This is a genomic window from Rhodanobacter terrae, assembly GCF_042657005.1.
Taxonomy (GTDB): Bacteria; Pseudomonadota; Gammaproteobacteria; order Xanthomonadales; family Rhodanobacteraceae; genus Rhodanobacter; species Rhodanobacter terrae.
This window is the reverse complement of sequence record NZ_JBHSNG010000022.1, coordinates 12022-29510: the sequence shown is the minus strand read 5'-3', so window position 1 is coordinate 29510 and position 17489 is coordinate 12022. Positions and strand designations below refer to the sequence as shown.

The window sequence follows — 17489 nt, the reverse complement described above, 5'->3', positions numbered from 1 at the left end:
TATGACCATCAAACCTCACTCGCCCTCCTGCGAGCGCAATCGCGAGCCGATCCTCGGCGTGCTGCGTGAACACTTCGCCGATCGCCGGCATGTGCTGGAGATCGGCAGCGGCACCGGTCAGCATGCGGTGTATTTCGCCGCGGCGCTGTCGCAGCTGGTCTGGCAGAGCTCGGATCGCGCGGAAAACCTGCCGGGCATCCGCGCCTGGCTGGACGAAGCGGCGCTGCCGAACACACCTGCGCCGCTGGAATTCGATGTGGCCGGCACTTGGCCGGCGATGCGGTTCGATGCGATCTTCAGCGCCAATACCTTGCACATCATGGCGTGGCGCGACGTGGAGCTGCTGTTCGCCCGGCTGTCCACGATAACCACCGACGACGCCAGCGTGATCATCTACGGCCCGTTCAATGACGAGGGCCGCTACAGCAGCGAGAGCAACGCCGCCTTCGATCAGTGGCTGCGGGCTCGCGGCGCGCACATGGCGATCCGCGACGCCGGAGCGGTGGACGCGCTGGCAGGCAGGGCCAGCTTCAACCTGATCGGCGATATCGCGATGCCGGCCAACAATCGCTGCCTCGTGTGGCGCCGCCGCGGCGCCTGAACGGCGACCCCGACGACGCGCCTGCACAAATGGGCCGAAGCGGGTACAAAGGCGGCATGAAGTCGATCGACACACAGACCCCCTGCCCTTGCGGCAACCCCGCCGGCTACACCCAATGTTGCGGCCCGCTGCACGAGGGTGCCGCCGCCGCAACGGCCGAGCAACTGATGCGTTCGCGCTACAGCGCCTATGTGCTCAAGCGGGAGGATTACCTGCTGGCGAGCTGGCACGCCAGCTCGCGCCCGGTGTCGCTGCGACTGGCCGCGCAGCAGCCGGCGCCGACCTGGCTGGGGCTGGAGATCCGCCAGCACCAGCAAAGCGACGACGACCACGCCGTCGTCGAGTTCGTCGCCCGTTATCGGCTCGGTGGCGGCCGCGCACAGCGGCAGCACGAGACCAGCCGCTTCGTGCGCGAAGCCGGTCGCTGGTACTACCTCGACGGCCAGCTCGATAGCTGACGCTCAGAATCCCTCTACGCCGGCCGCCTGCAGTCGCGCCGCCAGAGCGCGTATGTCGGGGTGGCTGAAGAATTCGACCAGCTGATCCGCCCGACCGGCGCCGATGCCATCCAGCGATTGCCAGTCGTCCGCGTCACGGTGGCTCAACGCCGTCCAATCCGACGATGCGCCGGCAGCGCTATCGACCGGCACTCCCAGCGCTCGCAGCCAGCGTGCAAAGGGACGGTCGCGTGCTTCAGCAAAAGTCTGTGCCACTGCCGCGGCGCGTGTCGAACCGAAACCCGGCACGGTGGCGAGTTGCGCCGGGGTCAGCTTCATCCAGTCGAGCAGGCCGTGGATCAGGCCGGCATCGATCAGCGCCTGCCAGGTATCGGCGCCGAGGCCGTCCATTTGCAGGCCCTGCTTGCCGCCCAGCCACAGCAGCCGCGCGCGGAATTGCTGTTCGCAGCCCGGCACCGCCCGCCAGCAGCTCAGGCGGCCATAGGCCTGCGGATCCGGTGGCGTCACCACCGCGCGTTGCTGCGTGCGCCATACCACCGATTGCAGGCGGGGAATGGTCAGCCCGGCGAGCGCCAACTCGATCTGGTCGCCGGGCCGGATATCCAGTTGCCGCCAGCGTTGCAGCGAACCGACGCTGACCCGCTGCACGCGATGATCGTCCAACTGCACCGGTACCAGTTCCAGCACCGGCGTGATGCGGCCACTGCGACCGATCGTGAAGACCACCGCACGCACTTCGGCCAGGGCCGACGCTGCCGGATACTTCCATGCCACCGCCCAGTCCGGCGGCACCGCTTCCCACGCGTTGGCCGGCGGTCGACGACCCTGACGCACCACCGTGCCATCGGCGGCAAACGGCATCGCGCCGCGGTACCACTGCTCACGCTGTCGCCGCACGTCGTCCAGCGATGCGGCGGGACGCGTATACGTCACGCTGTCGGCCAGGCCCATCGCGGCCAGCCCGGCCAGGCGGGCCGGCATGTCGGCCGGGCCGCTGGGCCAGTCCCACACGAACAGCCCGATCTGCGCGGCGGTGTCGGCGTCAAGCGTGTCGCGCGCCAGCGCGCCGGCCGCGGCGGAGCGCGCGTTGGCGCCGCCATCGCTGGCCTGCACGTGGCCGGGCCGGCGCCAGTAGATTTCGCCCTGCAACACCACGCGCGCGGGCGCATGCGGCAGGTGCTTGGGAATGGCGTCGATGCGCCGCGCCCTGGCCAGCCAGTCCGAACCGCGGATGCCGTCGCCGCGACTGGTCGCCTGGCGCAATTGGCCGTCCATATACAGCAAGGTCACCGCCACGCCATCGACCTTGGGCTGCACCCACAGGTCGCTGTTGCCACGCTCGCGCATCCACGCCGCCAGCGCCGCGGCGTCCGCCAACTTGGCCAGGCCGGTCTGCGCCACCGGCGACCTTGTGCTGCCGCCGGCATCGGCCAGGTGCGCAAGCGGCGCTGGCGCCTGTGCGGGAAAGCAGCGGCTCCATTGCGCCAGACGCTTCTGCGCCTGGTCGTAGACCGCGTCGTCGACCGGCGATTGCCCGTCGACCCGGTACGCGTGATTCCAGCGATCCAGCCGGTCGTGCAACGCACCCAGCTCCTGCCCCGCTTGCGTCGGCGACCAGGCGGGGCAGTCGGATGCGCGGGCGGCACCAGTGGCGAACAACGCGAGGCCGATCATCGGCAACAGCATTTCCTTGAGCATGCATCGCTCCCATCCGTCGACGTTGCGGGCAGGCTAGCCAGCAGCCGGCCACACAGGCAGCCGGCGATGCCGAAGGAGCGCGTAGGCGTAGGCGGGATGCTACGTCGGCGATGAATCGGCGAAGCGCAGCATCGTCTCGCCTTCGAAGCTGCCATTCGGTCCGAACCGGCGTTCGACGATCATGCCGCGGCCGTCGTGGCCGATCGCCACCACGGTGCTGGCCCGGGTGCCGTAGGCCTCGCCACGAATGAACGCGGCCGACAACCGGCGCTCGCGTTCCAGTCCGATGCCGGTATCCGGCAACTGCTCATCGGGCGCCACCTGCTCATCGGCGAGCGCCGCGAACAGCGGCGCGAAATTCGCGTCATCGCCCATGTCGACCCAGTGCTGCAGGTGTTGCATCAAGGCGCGCGTCTTCGGCCACGGCGTGTTGAAGTCGGCATTCGACAAGCCATGTACGCCAGGCGTCACCGCCTGCGCGCGCGACTCGGGGCGATTGCCCAGGTAGAACGCGTCGCGTGCATCGAAGGTGAGCAGGTTGAACGGCCGGTACGACGCGGCCGAGCGCAGCAGTTCCTGCGCGTGAGCCGACGCGCCTGCACTGCCGGTGAGATAGTCGGTCGCCAGCAGGCCACGCGAAACGCCCAGTTGCGGATCGCGCGGATCGCGTACGTTGGTCACCACGCAGCAGCGTCCGCTTTCGGTGACGCCAAGCCAGGTGCCCCCCGCCTCGAGATCGCGGCCACCGGTGATCGGCGCATCATCCCAGCGCGCCAGTGCCGTGCTCGGCCGCGCGTGGAATTCGTCGCGGTTGCCGGCCAGCAGCAGGCGCCAGCGCGGATGGCTGTGCCAGGCGAAGGCGATCAGGCACATGGGGCGAGAAGCGAGTGAAGAGGAGCGAGAAGAGAGAGAGGTGAACGCGCAACCAGGCAGGACGCCTGGCGCGCACGCCCTCTATCGTCGGCAGGCATGCCTTGTCGCAACGGCCTTTGCCCGATGCATGTCGTCTGTGCTCTCACTCCTCTCTCCTCTTCACTCATTTCTGCATCTTAGCCTTGCCGCCTCGACCCAGCGCGCCGCCACCCGGGGCGAGGTGATGCATACGGCTTCGTCGGTACGCGTGGTCACCGCGCGTTCCAGCAGCTGGATGTCGGCTTCGTGCTGGCGGGCCACGTGCGGGTCCTCGAAAAAGATCGCGCGATGGCAGCGGCGTTCGAGCACCAGGTCCGCGATCTGCGCGTCGCCGCCCATAGGGCCGCTCTGGTACCGCTGCACCCAGGCCCGATCAGCCGGCCAGCCGCGGCTCCACGCCAGTTCGTTGAGGCGCTGGCCGGTGGTGCCGGTGGCGACGCGGTGGGCATACCGCGACAACAGATCGAAGTGCTCCGCGGCGAAGGCCAGCATCTGCGGCTTCATCGCGTCGTGCGCGATCAGCGCCAGCGTGCGCGACTCCAGCCGATGAAACACGTCCGCGCCCGGATCGGGCGCCAGCCCCGCATGGATGCGCTCCATCTCGATCCAGTCGCGCGCCGAGGCCACCGTCGAAATGAACGGCTTGCCGTGGATCACGCACTGGCGCTTCAGCGCCGCCGCCTCGGGGAACACCGACGACGGATCGACCGGATCGATCAGGTAGATCGCACCATCCAGCACGCGCGCACCGTCGTCCAGGCCGACCACCTCGGCCACCAGTTTCATCAGTCCGCCTTCGCGGCCATTCGGAAAACGCTGCAGCGCGGGGTAATCGGCCAGCCAGCCGGCACGCACGATGGCATCGTAGGTGCGCCCCACCGCGCCGAAGCCGATGCCCAGCTCGCGGATGCCCGGTTCGCACGCGCGCAGCCAGCGGAACAGCGCGGCATCGCCGTGACCGTGGTGCAACTGATTGGCGGCAAGACCCAAACGCATCGTGCATGCTCCGTCGTGATGGGAGAGGTTCTTCAGTATCTTTCGTCTCGACCTGCGCCGTCGTCACTGACGGGCATCAACAGGACAAGTTTGTGATCGGGGCCGCCCGTGGGCACCAGCGTTATCTGATCATGCACGACCCGGCCGTGGCGGGGGTGCTCGAAGGCGCGCCGCCCACCCTCGCGGGCCAGCACGTCGTGCCGGCCCCAGTAGTCGTCGAACGCCGCGCTCGCCTGCCGCAACCCAGCCACCAGCGCGAGCAAGCCTGCGTCGTCGGGGTACAGCGCGGTGTCGGCGCGGAATTCGGCCACCAGCCGGCGGGCTCGCGCTGCCCAGTCGCAAATGAACCCGCGCGCCAGCGGATCGAGGAAGACGAAACGCAGCAGGCAGGCCTCGCCGCTGGCCAGCCATGGCGAAAACAGATCGGCCGCCGCGAGATTCCATGCGCACAGCCGCCATGCGCGGTCGAGCAGGTAGGCCGGCATCGGCAACGCCAGCACCGCGTCGCGCAGCTCGCGCGGCACGGCCTGATCGCAGGGGGAAACTGGTGGTGCGGGATCATGGCGGCGCGCGAGTTCGAACAGGTAGCTGCGCTCGGCCGGTGAAAGCCGGAACACCTCGGCCAGCCGCGCCAGCGCCGCACCGGACAGCGAAATTCCCCGCCCTTGTTCGAGCCAGGTGTACCAGGTCGTGCTGATGTCGGCCAGCTGCGCCACCTCTTCGCGCCGCAGGCCCGGCGTTCGGCGCCGAGCCGACGCCGCAGCGAGGCCTGCGACAACCGGCGGCGTCGCCTCGCGGCGCGCCCTCAGGAAGCGCCCCAGCGCATGGCGCAATTCGTTATCGGCAACGAGAGGGGAAGTATTCATACCGGGATGATCGCGCAACTTACATGGCTGCTGCGCCGGCGCCAGAATGCCGCCACACCATGACGGAGCGCATCGCATGCCCCCTTCCCAGCCCACCTTCGTGGCCGAACAGTACGGCCCGCGCGCGCAGGACTACCTCAGCAGCGAAGTGCATCGCAGCGGTGCCGACCTGGACCAGATCGAAACCGAACTGCAGGGGCGGCACGATGCGCATGTGCTCGACCTCGGCTGCGGCGGCGGACACGTCAGCTACCGCGCGGCGCCGCTGGTGGCCGAGGTGATCGCCTGCGATCTCACCGAGAGCATGCTGGCCACGGTGCAGGCCACTGCCGCCGAACGCGGCCTGGGCAACATCGCGATACAGCGCGCGCCGGCGGAACGGCTGCCGTTCGCCGACGCCCGCTTCGACGTCGTGGTGGCGCGCTTCACCACGCATCACTGGCAGGACCGCGATGCCGGCCTGCGCGAAGCCCGACGAGTGCTGAAGCCGGGCGGTCGGGCAATCTTCATCGACGTGGTGGCGCCACAGGATGCCTTGCTGGACAGCTGGCTGCAGACGCTCGAACTGCTGCGCGACATGTCGCACGTGCGCAATTACCGCACGGCCGAATGGGTCGCCGCCTTGGCCCGTGCCGGCTTTGCCATCGACAGCCTCACGCCGCGCCGGCTGCCGCTGCGCTTCGACGACTGGGTGGCACGCACGCGCACCAGCGGCGAGCACGTCGCGGCGATCCGCAGCCTGCAAGCCCATGCGCCCGAGGAAGTGCACCGGCATTTCGCGATCGCCGCCGACGGCAGCTTCACGCTCGACACGCTCGCCCTGGTCGCACGCGCCGCCTGAGGCGACGCATGCGACGCGGCCGCCTGCATCAGGCATGGGCATGCGCGAACGCAGCCACCGTCGCTTCCTGCAGCATCTGCGCGATCGCCGCGGCGGCCTCGCGGCCGTCGTGCACCGCGCGCACCACCAGGTCGGCACCGCGCATGTTGTCGCCGCCGGCGAACACCTGCGGATGACCGGTCTGGAACGGCAGGCGGCCGGTGCCGCCAGCCAGGATGCGGCCGCTGCAGTCCAGTTCGATGCCGTACTCGGCGCACCAGGCCGGCGGGCTGGGACGGAAGCCGAAGGCCTGGATCACCACGTCCGCACGCAGCTCGGCCTCGCTGCCTTCCACGTTGCGCGGCCGCGGGCGGCCGTCGCCGTCGTCGATCAGCTCGGTGGTCACCACGCGCACCGCGCGCGCCCGACCGCCCTCGCCCAGGATCCCCAGCGGCTGACGCTGGAACAGGAAGCGCACGCCTTCCTCGCGACTGTAAGCCACCTCGCGGCGTGAGCCGGGCATGCTCCCCTCGTCGCGACGGTAGACGCAGGTGACCGAGGCTGCGCCGAGGCGGATCGAGGTGCGGTTGCAGTCCATGCCGGTATCGCCGCCGCCCAGCACCACCACGTGCTTGCCGTTGAGATCGAGCGCGGGCGGCACCGGCAGGTCGTCGAGCAGGCGGTTCGCGTTGGCGATCAGGAACGGCAGCGCGTCGTGCACGCCGGCGAGCTCGCGCCCCGGCAACTCGCCGTCGACGAAGGTGTACGCGCCGGTGCCGATGAACACCGCGTCGTAGTCGGCCAGGAGCTGCTCGAACGCGATGTCGCGGCCGATCTCCACGCCGAGCTGGAACTGCACGCCCATGCCTTCGAGCACCTCGCGGCGCGTGCGTATCACGCTCTTGTCCAGCTTGAACGGCGGGATGCCGAAGGTGAGCAGGCCACCGATCTCGCGCTGGCGATCGAACACGTCCACGGCGATGCCGGCGCGGCGCAGACGATCCGCGCACGACAAGCCGGCCGGACCGGCGCCTACCACGGCCACGCGGCGGCCGGTTTCCGCCACGCCGGACAGATCCGGTCGCCAGCCCTGGCGGAACGCCTCGTCGGTGATCGAGCGCTCGATGCTGCCTATCGTCACCGAGCCGAAACCGCCCTGCTCCAGTGTGCAGGCGCCTTCGCACAGACGGTCCTGCGGACATACCCGACCGCAGATTTCCGGCAACGGGTTGGTCTCGTGCATCAAGGTAGCCGCCTCGAACAGGCGTCCGTCCTGTACCAGCTTGAGCCAGTCAGGAATGTAGTTGTGTACCGGGCAGGCATGCTCGCAATACGGGTTGCCGCAGTCGAGACAGCGCTCGGCCTGGCCCACCGCGGACGACGGCGGCGCGAAATCGCCGCTGATCTCGCCGTAGCCGAGCACGCGGATCGCCACCGGCACCGCCTTGGGCGGCTGTCGCGGCAGGTCGAGGAAGCGGAACAGTTTGTCGCTCATGGCCGGAATCCAGAAGTGAGTGAAGAGGAGTGAGAAATGAGTAAAAGCGTGGCAAGAGTGGCGGCGCCTCTCTCTCGTTTCTCACTTCTCTCCACTCTTTTCTCGCCCTTCATGCCGCCCTCCGCAATTCGTCAGCCAGCGCGGCCAGGCTCGCCGCCTTCGGTTTGACCAGCCAGAAGCGCTGAAGCAGCCCCCGGAAATCGCTCAGCAGGTGGCGCGCCCAAGCGCTGCCGGTGAGTTCGGCGTGGCGTGCGATCAGCCCGCGCAGATGCTGCATGTAATGCTCCATGCCTTCCGGCGAGATGCGCACGATGTCGACCAGCTCGTGGTTGTAGCAATCGACGAAGGCGCGTTCGAGATCGAGCACATAGGCGAAGCCGCCGGTCATGCCCGCGCCGAAATTCAGCCCGCAGGAACCGAGCACGGCGACCACGCCGCCGGTCATGTATTCGCAGCAGTGGTCGCCGGCGCCTTCGATCACCGCCAGCGCACCGGAGTTGCGCACGCCGAAGCGCTCGCCGGCGCGTCCCGCGGCGAACAGCTCGCCGCCGGTGGCGCCGTACAGGCAGGTGTTGCCGAGGATCGCCGCGTCCTGGCTGGCGAATGGCGACTCCGGCGACGGCCGGACGATGATGCGGCCGCCGGTCATGCCCTTGCCGACGCCGTCGTTCGCCTCGCCGGTGAGGTCGATCTGCACGCCGCCGGTGTTCCACGCACCAAGACTCTGTCCGGCGCTGCCTTCCAGCTGCAAGGTGATCGGCTCGATCATGCCGTGATCGCCCCAGCGCCGCGCCACGTCGCCGGACAGGCGTGCGCCGATCGTGCGATCGGTGTTGGCGATCGCATAGCGGAAGGTGCCGCCGCTGCCCAGCTCCACCAGCGGCGCGGCATCGTTGGCGATGCGCGTGGCCAGCGCCGCTTCGTCGCGCATCGGATTGCGCGGCAACGTGCAGGCGCTGTCCACGGTGACGCCGAGACCGTCTTCGGCGATCAGCCGGGACAGATCCAGCTGCTTCTGCACCGGCGTGCTGCCCTCGGTCTGGGTCAACAGGTCGCTGCGACCGACCAGCTCGCCGAGACTGCGCACACCGAGTGCGGCCAGGTGTTCGCGCACATCCTCGGCGACGAAGCGGAAGTAGTTCATCACCATTTCCGGCAAGCCGATGAAGTACTCCTTGCGCAGCACTTCGTTCTGCGTGGCCACGCCGGTGGCGCAATTGTTGAGATGGCAGATGCGCAGATATTTGCAGCCCAGCGCCACCATCGGACCGGTGCCGAAGCCGAAGCTCTCCGCACCGAGCATCGCCGCCTTGATCACGTCGAGGCCGGTCTTCAGGCCGCCGTCGGTCTGCAGCCTCACGCGTCCGCGCAAGCCATTGCGACGCAGCGTCTGCTGCGCCTCGGCTACGCCCAGTTCCCATGGCGTGCCGGCGTATTTGATCGAGGTGAGCGGACTGGCGCCGGTGCCGCCGTCGTGGCCGGAGATGGTGATCAGATCGGCACCGGCTTTCACCACGCCAGCGGCGACCGTGCCCACGCCGGCATGCGAGACCAGTTTCACCGAGATCAGCGCGGTCGGGTTCACTTCCTTGAGGTCGTGAATCAACTGCGCGAGGTCCTCGATCGAGTAGATGTCGTGATGCGGCGGCGGCGAGATCAGGCCGATGCCGGGTTTGGCATAACGCAGCCGCGCGATGGTGGCGTCCACCTTGTGGCCGGGCAGCTGGCCGCCCTCGCCGGGCTTGGCGCCCTGCGCGATCTTGATCTGCAGCACTTCGGCGTTGATCAGGTACTCGGCGGTGACGCCGAAGCGGCCGGAGGAAACCTGCTTGATCTTCGAGGTCTTCTCGGTGCCGTAGCGGGCCGGATCTTCGCCGCCCTCGCCGGAGTTGCTGCGGCCGCCGAGCCGGTTCATCGCGATCGCCAGCGCCTCGTGCGCTTCCGGGGACAACGCGCCGAGCGACATGCCGGCCGAATCGAAACGCTTGAGGATCGCCTCGACCGGCTCGACTTCCTCGAGCGGAATCGCGATGCCGGCGGCACGGGGCTGCAGCAGGTCGCGCAGCGCGGACGGCGGGCGCACGTCGACGTGTTGCGCGTAGCGGCGGTAATCAGCCATCTCGCCGGTGCGCACCGCCTTCTGCAAGGTGTCGATCACGTCCGGGTTGTACATGTGGTATTCGCCGCCGTGGACGAACTTGTAGATGCCGCCGGCGCGCAGCGGCTGCGCCTCGTTCCACGCTTCGGCCGCCAGCAGGCGCTGGTCATGCTCGAGATCCGCGAAACCCGCGCCGCCGACCCGCGATGGCGTGCCCGCGAAACACAGCGCCACCACTTCGGGCGCCAGGCCGACGATCTCGAACAGCTGCGCGCCGCGATAACCGGCGACGGTGGAAATACCCATCTTCGACAGGATCTTCAGCAACCCCTTGCGGATGCCGCGACGGTAGCTTCGGCCGATCTCGCGCGGAGTGCCGTCGCCGCGCTTGATGTGGCCGTCACGGCCCAGCTCGAACAGGCTCTGGTAGGCCAGCCACGGGTAGATCGCCGTGGCGCCGAAACCGATCAGGCAGGCGAACTGGTGCGCGTCGCGCGCGGTGGCGGTTTCCACCAGCAGGTTGCACTGGCAGCGCAGGCCGGTCTCGATCAGGTGCGCGTGGATCGCACCCACCGCCAGCAGCGCATGCGCCGGCAAGGTGTCCTTGTTCGGATAGCGGTCGGTGATGAAAACCATGCCGGCGCCGGCGCGCACGCCCTGCTCCGCTTCGCGGCAGAAACGGCGCAGCGCCGCCTCCAGTCCTTCGCCCAGCGGATAGCACAGGTCGATCTGCACCGTCGCGTTGACGAACTGCGGCAGGGCAAGCAGCTGGCGCAACTTGCGCTGCGAGCAGATCGGAGAATTCAGCAGAACCTGCTTCGCGTTGTCGGCCGACAGCTCGAACAAGTTGCCCTCGCGGCCGAACTGGGTGACCAGCGACATGACCAGCCGTTCGCGCAACGGATCGATCGGCGGATTGGTGACCTGGGCAAAGCCTTCGCGGAAGCGGTCGAACAGCGGCCGCACCTGCCGCGACAGCGCCGCCATCGGCGTGTCGTCGCCCATCGCGCCGGTGGCCTCGGCCTCGGTTTCGGCCAGCACCTTGAGTACGCTCTCACGCTCCTCGCGGCTGAGCCCGTAGAGTTTCTGGAAGCGGCGCAACTCGTTCGCCGGCAACGGCTCGGCGGCGAGGCTCGGATCGATCAGGTCCGATTCCAGATAGCTGACGCCGGCGCGCAGCCAGTCGCGGAACGGCGCGCGGCTGCGGTTGATCGCGTCGATGTCGGCGTCATGCAGCAGACGATGGTTGGCGAAATCCACCGCCAGCATCTGGCCCGGCCCGAGCCGGCCCTTCGCCACCACGCGAGCCGGCGGCACGTCCCACAGGCCCGCCTCGGAGGCGACGATCAGGTGGTTGTCGTCGGACAGCGCCCAGCGCGCCGGACGCAGGCCGTTGCGATCGAGCGTGCACACGGCGTAGCGGCCGTCGCACATCACCAGTCCGGCCGGGCCGTCCCACGGTTCGCTGTGCAGCGCGTAGTACTCGTAGAAACCGGTGAGGTCTTCGTCCAGATCCTCGCGCGCCGCATACGCCGGAGGAACCAGCACGCGCATCGCCGTGAGCATGTCGAGGCCACCGGCCAGCAGCACTTCCAGCGCATTGTCCAGGCTTTCCGAATCCGAGCCGGTCTGGCGCACCAACGGGCCGATGTCGGTCAGGTCGAGCAACGGCGAACGCAGCACTGCCTCGCGCGCCTGCATCCAGCGGCGGTTGCCGCGAATGGTGTTGATCTCGCCGTTGTGCGCGAGCAGGCGGAACGGCTGGGCCAGCCGCCACTGCGGCGTGGTGTTGGTGGAGAAGCGCTGGTGGAACACCACCGCGTCGCTCGCCAGCGCGGGATGCCGCAGATCCGCGAACACCTCGCGCAGCCGGCCCGGCGCGGCCATCGCCTTGTAGCCGATCACCTGCGCGGACAGGCTCACCACGTAGAACTCCGGATCGTCCGCCAGCGCCGTTTCGGCGCGCCGGCGCGCGCGGAACAGCGCACGCTCGAAAGCGTCATCATCCATGCCGACCGCGGCATTCACGAATACCTGGCGCACGCGCGGGCAGGTTGCGCTGGCCAGCGGGCCGCAGGCCTGCCGGTCGATCGCCACCTCGCGCCAGCCCGCCAGCGGCAGACCGGCCTCGGCCAGATGACGCTCGAACTCGATCGCCGCGGTCTCGCCGCCCGCCGGATCGAGGAACACCAGTCCGGCAGCGAAGCGTTCGGCCGGCACGATGCCGGCCTCGGTGGCCAGCGCGCGTAGCCAGGGCGCAGGATGATGGATCAGCACGCCGCAACCGTCGCCGCTGATGCCGTCGGCGTTCACACCGCCGCGGTGGGAAAGTTTCGCCAGTGCGGCAAACGCGGTATCGACCAGCGCCGCGCTGGCGTGCCCGTCGAGCTGCGCGACCAGGCCGAAGCCACAGCTGTCGTGCTCGAAAGCCGGGTCATACAACGTTGCCGTGCCGCTAGCTGCCATCACCGCCCTCCGGCCTGCGCAGGCTGCCGCGATACCAGGTGGCACCGATCGTTTTTGCGCAGAATCGACTCCGACTAGAACACAGTTGCTGCGTCGCGTCAAAATATTTATTTGGACGGCTAAACTTCCATATGCCGATCGCCGCCGGGCGGTGGTATTTCCGGCAGTGCAAACGGGCGCGGCGCCTCGGTCTTCGTGACGGCCTGCAATTCCCGTACATTCCTGCTACCCGGCGGCGGCGGATTTTGCGCATTCGGGGTCTGCGCCGCGTTTGCGATCTGCCGCTGTCCGGGCGCTCTTGCACAGGTGCGGCGGCTATCGGGGAAGGCCAGACCCGAACAAGCATGTGGCTGACGAAAATACCCTTCCACTGGCGGAGCAGTCACGAGGAACTCGGGGTGAGGAAGCCTGCTTCAGCAGCCAGCGAATGGCCACGAGCGGGGCAAAGGCCTCTTCGCAAACGCGCTTCGATACCTCGCCAACTCGCACTCAAGTGCCTAATTTAACGACGTATTCATGCACAGTTTCGGACCAGGCAGGGCACTTGGTCATCGACGCGTCGTCGGCCAACGCATTCCGTAAAACCGGCGGATGGCGCTGTCTCGCTCCGCTCGGGGATAATCGGCCGCATGCCCAAACCCGCCCGTTTCGCCGCCCACCCCGTTCGCTGCCTGATCCTCGTCTCCTTGCTGGGCTGCATGGCGATTGCGCCGCTGCAGGCGCGGCAGGACGGCAAGAGCCGCACCGAACAAGCCGAGGCGAAACAGAAGCTGGCCGACCTGCGCAGCAAAATGGAGGCGCTGGCGAAACAGCAGGCCGAAACCGCCGAGCGCCGCGACAGCGTCAACGCCGAACTCGCCAGACAGGCCAATGCGCTGGCCGGCGCGGCACGTGCGGTGCGTCAGACCGATGCCGAGCTGGTCGCCAAGCAGCGGCAGCTCGATCAGTTGCAACAGCAGCGCGCCGCCCTGAAGCAGACGCTGGACGGCCAGCGCGCCGCCATCGCCGACCTGCTACGCGCCACCTACGCGCTGGGCCACGGTTCGGATCTGCGCCTGTTGCTGGGCGACGAAGACGTCGCGCGCATTTCCCGCGCGCTGGTGTACTCGAAGTATTTCCAGCAGGACCGCGTGGCGCGGGTACAGAAGCTGATGGCCGACCTGGCCAAGCTGCAGGAGCTGGAAAACACCATCACCGGCGAGCAGCAGGCCTTGCAGGCCGCCAGGGCGCAGCGCGAACAGCAGGCGAAAACGCTGAGCCAGCAACGCGCCGCGCAACAGAAGCTGGCCGCCGCCGCCGATGCCCAGTACAAGGATCAGGCGGAACGGCTGGCCGCGCTGAAGCAGAACGCGCAGTCGCTCAACAACCTGGTCGACAAGCTTCAGAAGGTGATCGACGAAGCTGCGCGCGAAGCGGCCGCCCGCGAGGCCGCGGCGCGTGCCGCGGCATCCGGCAGGCACCCGGGCCACAAGCCGCCCCCGATCGAGGTCGGCAACGCCGGCGCCAATATCCGCGGCAACCTGCCATGGCCGGCCAGCGGCGTGGTCAACAGCTACGGCAGCGGGGTGCTGATCAAGGCCGGCGGCGGCAGCGAGGTCCACGCCGTCGCACGCGGCCGGGTGATCTACGCCGGGTTTCTGCGCGGTTACGGCATGCTGCTGATCCTCAACCACGGCAACGGCTGGATGAGCATGTACGGCAATAACGAGACACTGCTGCACGGCGTCGGCGACCAGGTCGAAGCTGGCGAGGCGATCGGTACCGCCAGCGCGCCTACCGGGATCAATACCGGGGTGTATTTCGAGCTGCGCAAGGGCGGCCAGCCGGTCGATCCGCGCAGCTGGCTCAGCCAGCGCCGTTGACGCGGTCGCCGTCGCGTCGCAGGCTAGGGATGCTCTGATCCATTCTACGTAGGCGTCACCGTGACTGTCTATTCGCAGGCCACAGGGCCGTCGGCGAAGGCAGACTGGCCGTCTGTCGAGACGGCGGACCGAAGGCATGCGGACAGACAGTCACGGCCCCAACGCATTGAATTTAAAGTGATGGGGTGATGTTCAGAAGGCGCGCAGGCTGCGCCGCGCAGCTTAGCAAGACGGCCAGTCTTCCCGGCGCCGCGCAACACACCCTGCGCGCCTTCTGAACATCATGCCGCCTACGTAGAATGGATCAGAGCATCCCTAGACCCATGCTTTTCGATGAATTAGCGGGGCGTTCGGTTGTCTCACGTCCTGTCACTCTTTCCGTCGCGTTCCGGCGCGATGTCTGCCTGTTGTACGGAGTCACCCCATGCGTTTTTCCACCTGTAGCCCCACTGGCAGCCTGACCGCTCTGCTGCTGGCCGTTCCACTGCTGCTGTCCGTGCCATGCGCACACGCGCAGAGTGCGCCGGCAGCCAGCTCCAGCGTAGCCGCACCGGTCGACCTGCCGGCCACCGACAGCCACGCCAGCGCACCTGTCGGCGCCAGTTCCAGCGACCAGGTCAGCCTGGACGACATCCGCAATTTCAGCCGTGTGTATGAATTGGTACGCCAGGCGTATGTGGAAAAGGTCAACAACAAGACGCTGATGAAGGCGGCGATCACCGGCATGCTAAGCGGGCTCGATCCGCACAGCGAATACCTGGACAAGGACGGCCTGGCTCAGCTCAGCGAGGACACTACCGGGGAATACAGCGGCCTCGGCATCGAGGTGCTGCAGGTCGACGGCGGCCTGCGCATCGTCTCGCCGATCGACGACACGCCGGCCGCGCGCGCCGGCATCAAGCCCGGCGACAACATCGTCAAGATCAACGGCACGCTGATCGACCCGGGCAATGTCGACGAGATGTTCAAGCAGCTGCGCGGCAAGCCTGGCAGCAAGATCGATCTCACCATCGCGCACGAGAAGAGCGACAAGCTGATCGATCTGCACCTGGTGCGCGAGAACATCACGGTCAGCAGCGTCAAGGTGCGCGAGCTGGAGCCCGGCTACGCCTATCTGCGGATCAGCCAGTTCCAGGACGACACCGCCGGCGACCTGGAGCGAAAACTCGGCGAACTGATCCAGAAGAACGGCCCGCAGAAAGGCGCCGTGCTGGACCTGCGCAACAACCCGGGCGGCCTGCTCACCGCCGCGGTGGGCGTCAGCGACGAGTTTCTCGACTCCGGCACCATCGTCACCACCCGTGGCCGGCTGCAGGACTCCAACCTGAGTTTCAACGCCCACCCAGGCGACCGGCTGAACGGCGCGCCGATGATCGTGCTGACCAACAACGGCACCGCCTCGGCCGCCGAGATCGTGTCCGGTGCGCTTAAGGACAACCACCGCGCGCTGATCATGGGCCAGCGCACGTTCGGCAAGGGCGTGGTGCAGACCGTGCTGCCGCTGGATGCCGATCATGCGGTGAAAATCACCACCGCGCGCTACTACACGCCGAACGGCACCTCGATCCAGGCCGAAGGCATCAAGCCCGACATTGCCCTCGCCGACCTCACGGTGAACAAGGCCGACAGCGGGCCGGTGCTGATCAGCTCGGAAGCCGACCTGCCCAACCACCTGGCCAACGAGCATGCCAAGGCCGGCGACAACATCAACGACGACGGCAGCGCCGCCGACGGCAAGCTGGCCACCAGCGACTACGCATTGTCGCAAGCCCTGAACGTGCTGAAGGGCATGGCGCTGCGCCAGCCTGCCGCCATCCGGCGCTGACCCGTTGCGCCTCATCGGCCGCCCGCGCAACACGAGCCGCCGGCGATGACGCGCGACGTTTCCGCTCCCGCCGGTTCGCCCAGGGTCGTGATACTCGGCGGCGGCTTCGGCGGCATGGCGGCGGCGCGGCAGCTGGCCGGCATGGCCGCACGGATCACGCTGGTCGACCGGCGCAACCATCACCTGTTCCAACCGCTGTTGTATCAGGTCGCCACCGCGAGCCTGGCAGCGCCATCGATCGCCGCGCCGTTGCGGCAGATCCTGCGCCGCCAGCGCAACCTCACCGTATTGCTGGACGAAGTGACCGGCATCGATCTGGCGACCCGCCGGGTGCAATGCGCGCATGGCATGCTCGACTACGATTTCCTGGTGGTCGCCACCGGCGCCACTCACGCCTATTTCGGCCATGACGAATGGGAACGCTACGCGCCGGGACTGAAAACGCTGGACGATGCCTTCCTGATCCGCCGTCGCGTGCTGCTGGCATTCGAGCACGCCGAGCGCGAGACGGATCCCGCACGCCGCCAGGCCTGGCTCAACTTTGTCGTGGTCGGCGGCGGCTCCACCGGCGTCGAACTGGCCGGCACCCTGATCGAACTGGCGCGGCATACCTTGTCGCGCGAATTCCGCCGCAGCGATCCGCGACACGCCTCGGTGCGCCTGATCGAAGCGGGGTCACGCCTGCTGACCGCCTACGACCCGATCCTGTCCGACAAGGCGCGCCGGCAGCTCGAACGCCTCGGCGTGGAAGTGCACACCGGCGTCGCCGTCACCGATATCGATGCAGGCGGCGTGAAGCTGGGCGAACACTGGCTACCCGCACGCACCGTGCTGTGGGCTGCCGGCGTGGCGGCGTCTCCGGTGGGGCGTCTGCTCGGCGCCGCACTCGATCGCGCCGGCCGCGTACAGGTGCTGCCGGACCTGAGTCTGCCGGGGTATCCGGAGGTCTTCGTCATCGGCGATCTGGCCGGAGTTGCCCAGAGCAACGGCAAGCCGGTACCCGGCGTGGCGCCGGCGGCCAAGCAGATGGGCCGGCATGCCGGAGCGATGATCCGCGAGTGCCTGCGCGGCAGCGGAAAGAGACGGCCGTTTTCCTACCGCGACGACGGCTCGCTCGCCACCATCGGGCGGCTGGCGGCCGTGGCGCAATTCGGCAGACTGAAACTGTCCGGCTTCCCGGCGTGGTTCGCATGGCTGCTGGCCCACATCTACTTTCTGATCGGCTTCCGCAACCGGCTGGTGGTGATGCTGGACTGGGCCTGGGCGTATTGGACGCACCAGCGGCATGCCCGCATCGTCAGCGGCGGCGACATACCGGATGACGATGTCGGGCGGCATCAGGAATAGCCCGACCGACGTGCAAAGACCGACATGCAAACGGCCCCTCGCGGG

At 68.2% G+C, this 17489-nt stretch carries 12 protein-coding genes; 6 read left to right on the top strand and 6 right to left on the bottom strand.

Annotated features, from left to right (window positions below):
- Window position 1: 1 nt before the first annotated feature.
- Both ACFPPB_RS16310 and ACFPPB_RS16305 read left to right on the top strand, forming a co-directional pair.
- Window positions 2-601, top strand: a complete 600-nt coding sequence (locus ACFPPB_RS16310) for a DUF938 domain-containing protein (protein WP_377329001.1) — start codon at window positions 2-4, stop codon at window positions 599-601.
- Between the two features lie 56 nt (window positions 602-657).
- Window positions 658-1059 carry a YchJ family protein gene (locus tag ACFPPB_RS16305; RefSeq protein WP_377328999.1) on the top strand — a complete coding sequence of 134 codons (402 nt, stop codon included), beginning with the start codon at window positions 658-660 and terminating at the stop codon, window positions 1057-1059.
- Window positions 1060-1062: 3 nt separating this feature from the next.
- Here the strand turns inward: ACFPPB_RS16305 and ligB are convergent, their stop codons facing one another.
- The 4 genes from ligB to ACFPPB_RS16285 all read right to left on the bottom strand — a co-directional run bounded on the left by ligB (window position 1063) and on the right by ACFPPB_RS16285 (window position 5531).
- Complete coding sequence (ligB, locus tag ACFPPB_RS16300; RefSeq protein ID WP_377328997.1) at window positions 1063-2757, bottom strand: NAD-dependent DNA ligase LigB; 1695 nt, start codon at window positions 2755-2757, stop codon at window positions 1063-1065.
- 99 nt (window positions 2758-2856) lie between these two features.
- Window positions 2857-3630, bottom strand: coding sequence for an NRDE family protein (locus ACFPPB_RS16295; protein ID WP_377328995.1), 774 nt, complete (start codon window positions 3628-3630; stop codon window positions 2857-2859).
- 159 nt (window positions 3631-3789) lie between these two features.
- A complete protein-coding gene (locus tag ACFPPB_RS16290) occupies window positions 3790-4665 on the bottom strand; it encodes a methylglyoxal synthase (protein WP_377328993.1) in 876 nt (291 codons plus the stop codon).
- A 32-nt stretch (window positions 4666-4697) separates the two neighbouring features.
- Window positions 4698-5531 (bottom strand): helix-turn-helix transcriptional regulator, encoded by an 834-nt coding sequence (locus ACFPPB_RS16285; protein ID WP_377328991.1) that lies wholly within the window; start codon window positions 5529-5531, stop codon window positions 4698-4700.
- 76 nt (window positions 5532-5607) lie between these two features.
- On the opposite strand from ACFPPB_RS16285, the gene ACFPPB_RS16280 reads away from it, so the two are divergent.
- Window positions 5608-6372, top strand: a complete 765-nt coding sequence (locus tag ACFPPB_RS16280) for a class I SAM-dependent methyltransferase (RefSeq protein WP_377328989.1) — start codon at window positions 5608-5610, stop codon at window positions 6370-6372.
- A gap of 28 nt (window positions 6373-6400) precedes the next feature.
- Here the strand turns inward: ACFPPB_RS16280 and ACFPPB_RS16275 are convergent, their stop codons facing one another.
- Window positions 6401-7846, bottom strand: a complete 1446-nt coding sequence (locus ACFPPB_RS16275) for a glutamate synthase subunit beta (protein ID WP_377328987.1) — start codon at window positions 7844-7846, stop codon at window positions 6401-6403.
- A gap of 109 nt (window positions 7847-7955) precedes the next feature.
- Window positions 7956-12410 (bottom strand): glutamate synthase large subunit, encoded by a 4455-nt coding sequence (gene gltB, locus ACFPPB_RS16270; RefSeq protein WP_377328985.1) that lies wholly within the window; start codon window positions 12408-12410, stop codon window positions 7956-7958.
- Between the two features lie 629 nt (window positions 12411-13039).
- Between gltB and ACFPPB_RS16265 the strand changes: the two genes are divergently transcribed.
- The 3 genes from ACFPPB_RS16265 (at window position 13040) to ACFPPB_RS16255 (ending at window position 17444) form a co-directional block, all read left to right on the top strand.
- On the top strand, window positions 13040-14272 hold the full coding sequence (locus tag ACFPPB_RS16265; protein ID WP_377328983.1) for a murein hydrolase activator EnvC family protein: 1233 nt from the start codon (window positions 13040-13042) through the stop codon (window positions 14270-14272).
- A gap of 424 nt (window positions 14273-14696) precedes the next feature.
- On the top strand, window positions 14697-16097 hold the full coding sequence (locus ACFPPB_RS16260) for a S41 family peptidase (RefSeq protein ID WP_377328981.1): 1401 nt from the start codon (window positions 14697-14699) through the stop codon (window positions 16095-16097).
- 45 nt (window positions 16098-16142) lie between these two features.
- Window positions 16143-17444, top strand: a complete 1302-nt coding sequence (locus ACFPPB_RS16255; RefSeq protein ID WP_377328979.1) for an NAD(P)/FAD-dependent oxidoreductase — start codon at window positions 16143-16145, stop codon at window positions 17442-17444.
- Window positions 17445-17489 lie beyond the last annotated feature (45 nt).

Bases quoted from the DNA above. Each gene is read 5' to 3' on its own strand.
- ACFPPB_RS16265 (WP_377328983.1), top strand. From the start codon at position 13,040: ATGCCCAAACCCGCCCGTTTCGCCGCCCACCCCGTTCGCTGCCTGATC.
- gltB (WP_377328985.1), bottom strand. From the start codon at position 12,410: ATGGCAGCTAGCGGCACGGCAACGTTGTATGACCCGGCTTTCGAGCAC.
- ACFPPB_RS16285 (WP_377328991.1), bottom strand. From the start codon at position 5,531: ATGAATACTTCCCCTCTCGTTGCCGATAACGAATTGCGCCATGCGCTG.
- ACFPPB_RS16290 (WP_377328993.1), bottom strand. From the start codon at position 4,665: ATGCGTTTGGGTCTTGCCGCCAATCAGTTGCACCACGGTCACGGCGAT.
- ACFPPB_RS16275 (WP_377328987.1), bottom strand. From the start codon at position 7,846: ATGAGCGACAAACTGTTCCGCTTCCTCGACCTGCCGCGACAGCCGCCC.
- ACFPPB_RS16255 (WP_377328979.1), top strand. From the start codon at position 16,143: ATGACGCGCGACGTTTCCGCTCCCGCCGGTTCGCCCAGGGTCGTGATA.
- ACFPPB_RS16260 (WP_377328981.1), top strand. From the start codon at position 14,697: ATGCGTTTTTCCACCTGTAGCCCCACTGGCAGCCTGACCGCTCTGCTG.
- ACFPPB_RS16305 (WP_377328999.1), top strand. From the start codon at position 658: ATGAAGTCGATCGACACACAGACCCCCTGCCCTTGCGGCAACCCCGCC.
- ACFPPB_RS16310 (WP_377329001.1), top strand. From the start codon at position 2: ATGACCATCAAACCTCACTCGCCCTCCTGCGAGCGCAATCGCGAGCCG.
- ACFPPB_RS16280 (WP_377328989.1), top strand. From the start codon at position 5,608: ATGCCCCCTTCCCAGCCCACCTTCGTGGCCGAACAGTACGGCCCGCGC.
- ligB (WP_377328997.1), bottom strand. From the start codon at position 2,757: ATGCTCAAGGAAATGCTGTTGCCGATGATCGGCCTCGCGTTGTTCGCC.
- ACFPPB_RS16295 (WP_377328995.1), bottom strand. From the start codon at position 3,630: ATGTGCCTGATCGCCTTCGCCTGGCACAGCCATCCGCGCTGGCGCCTG.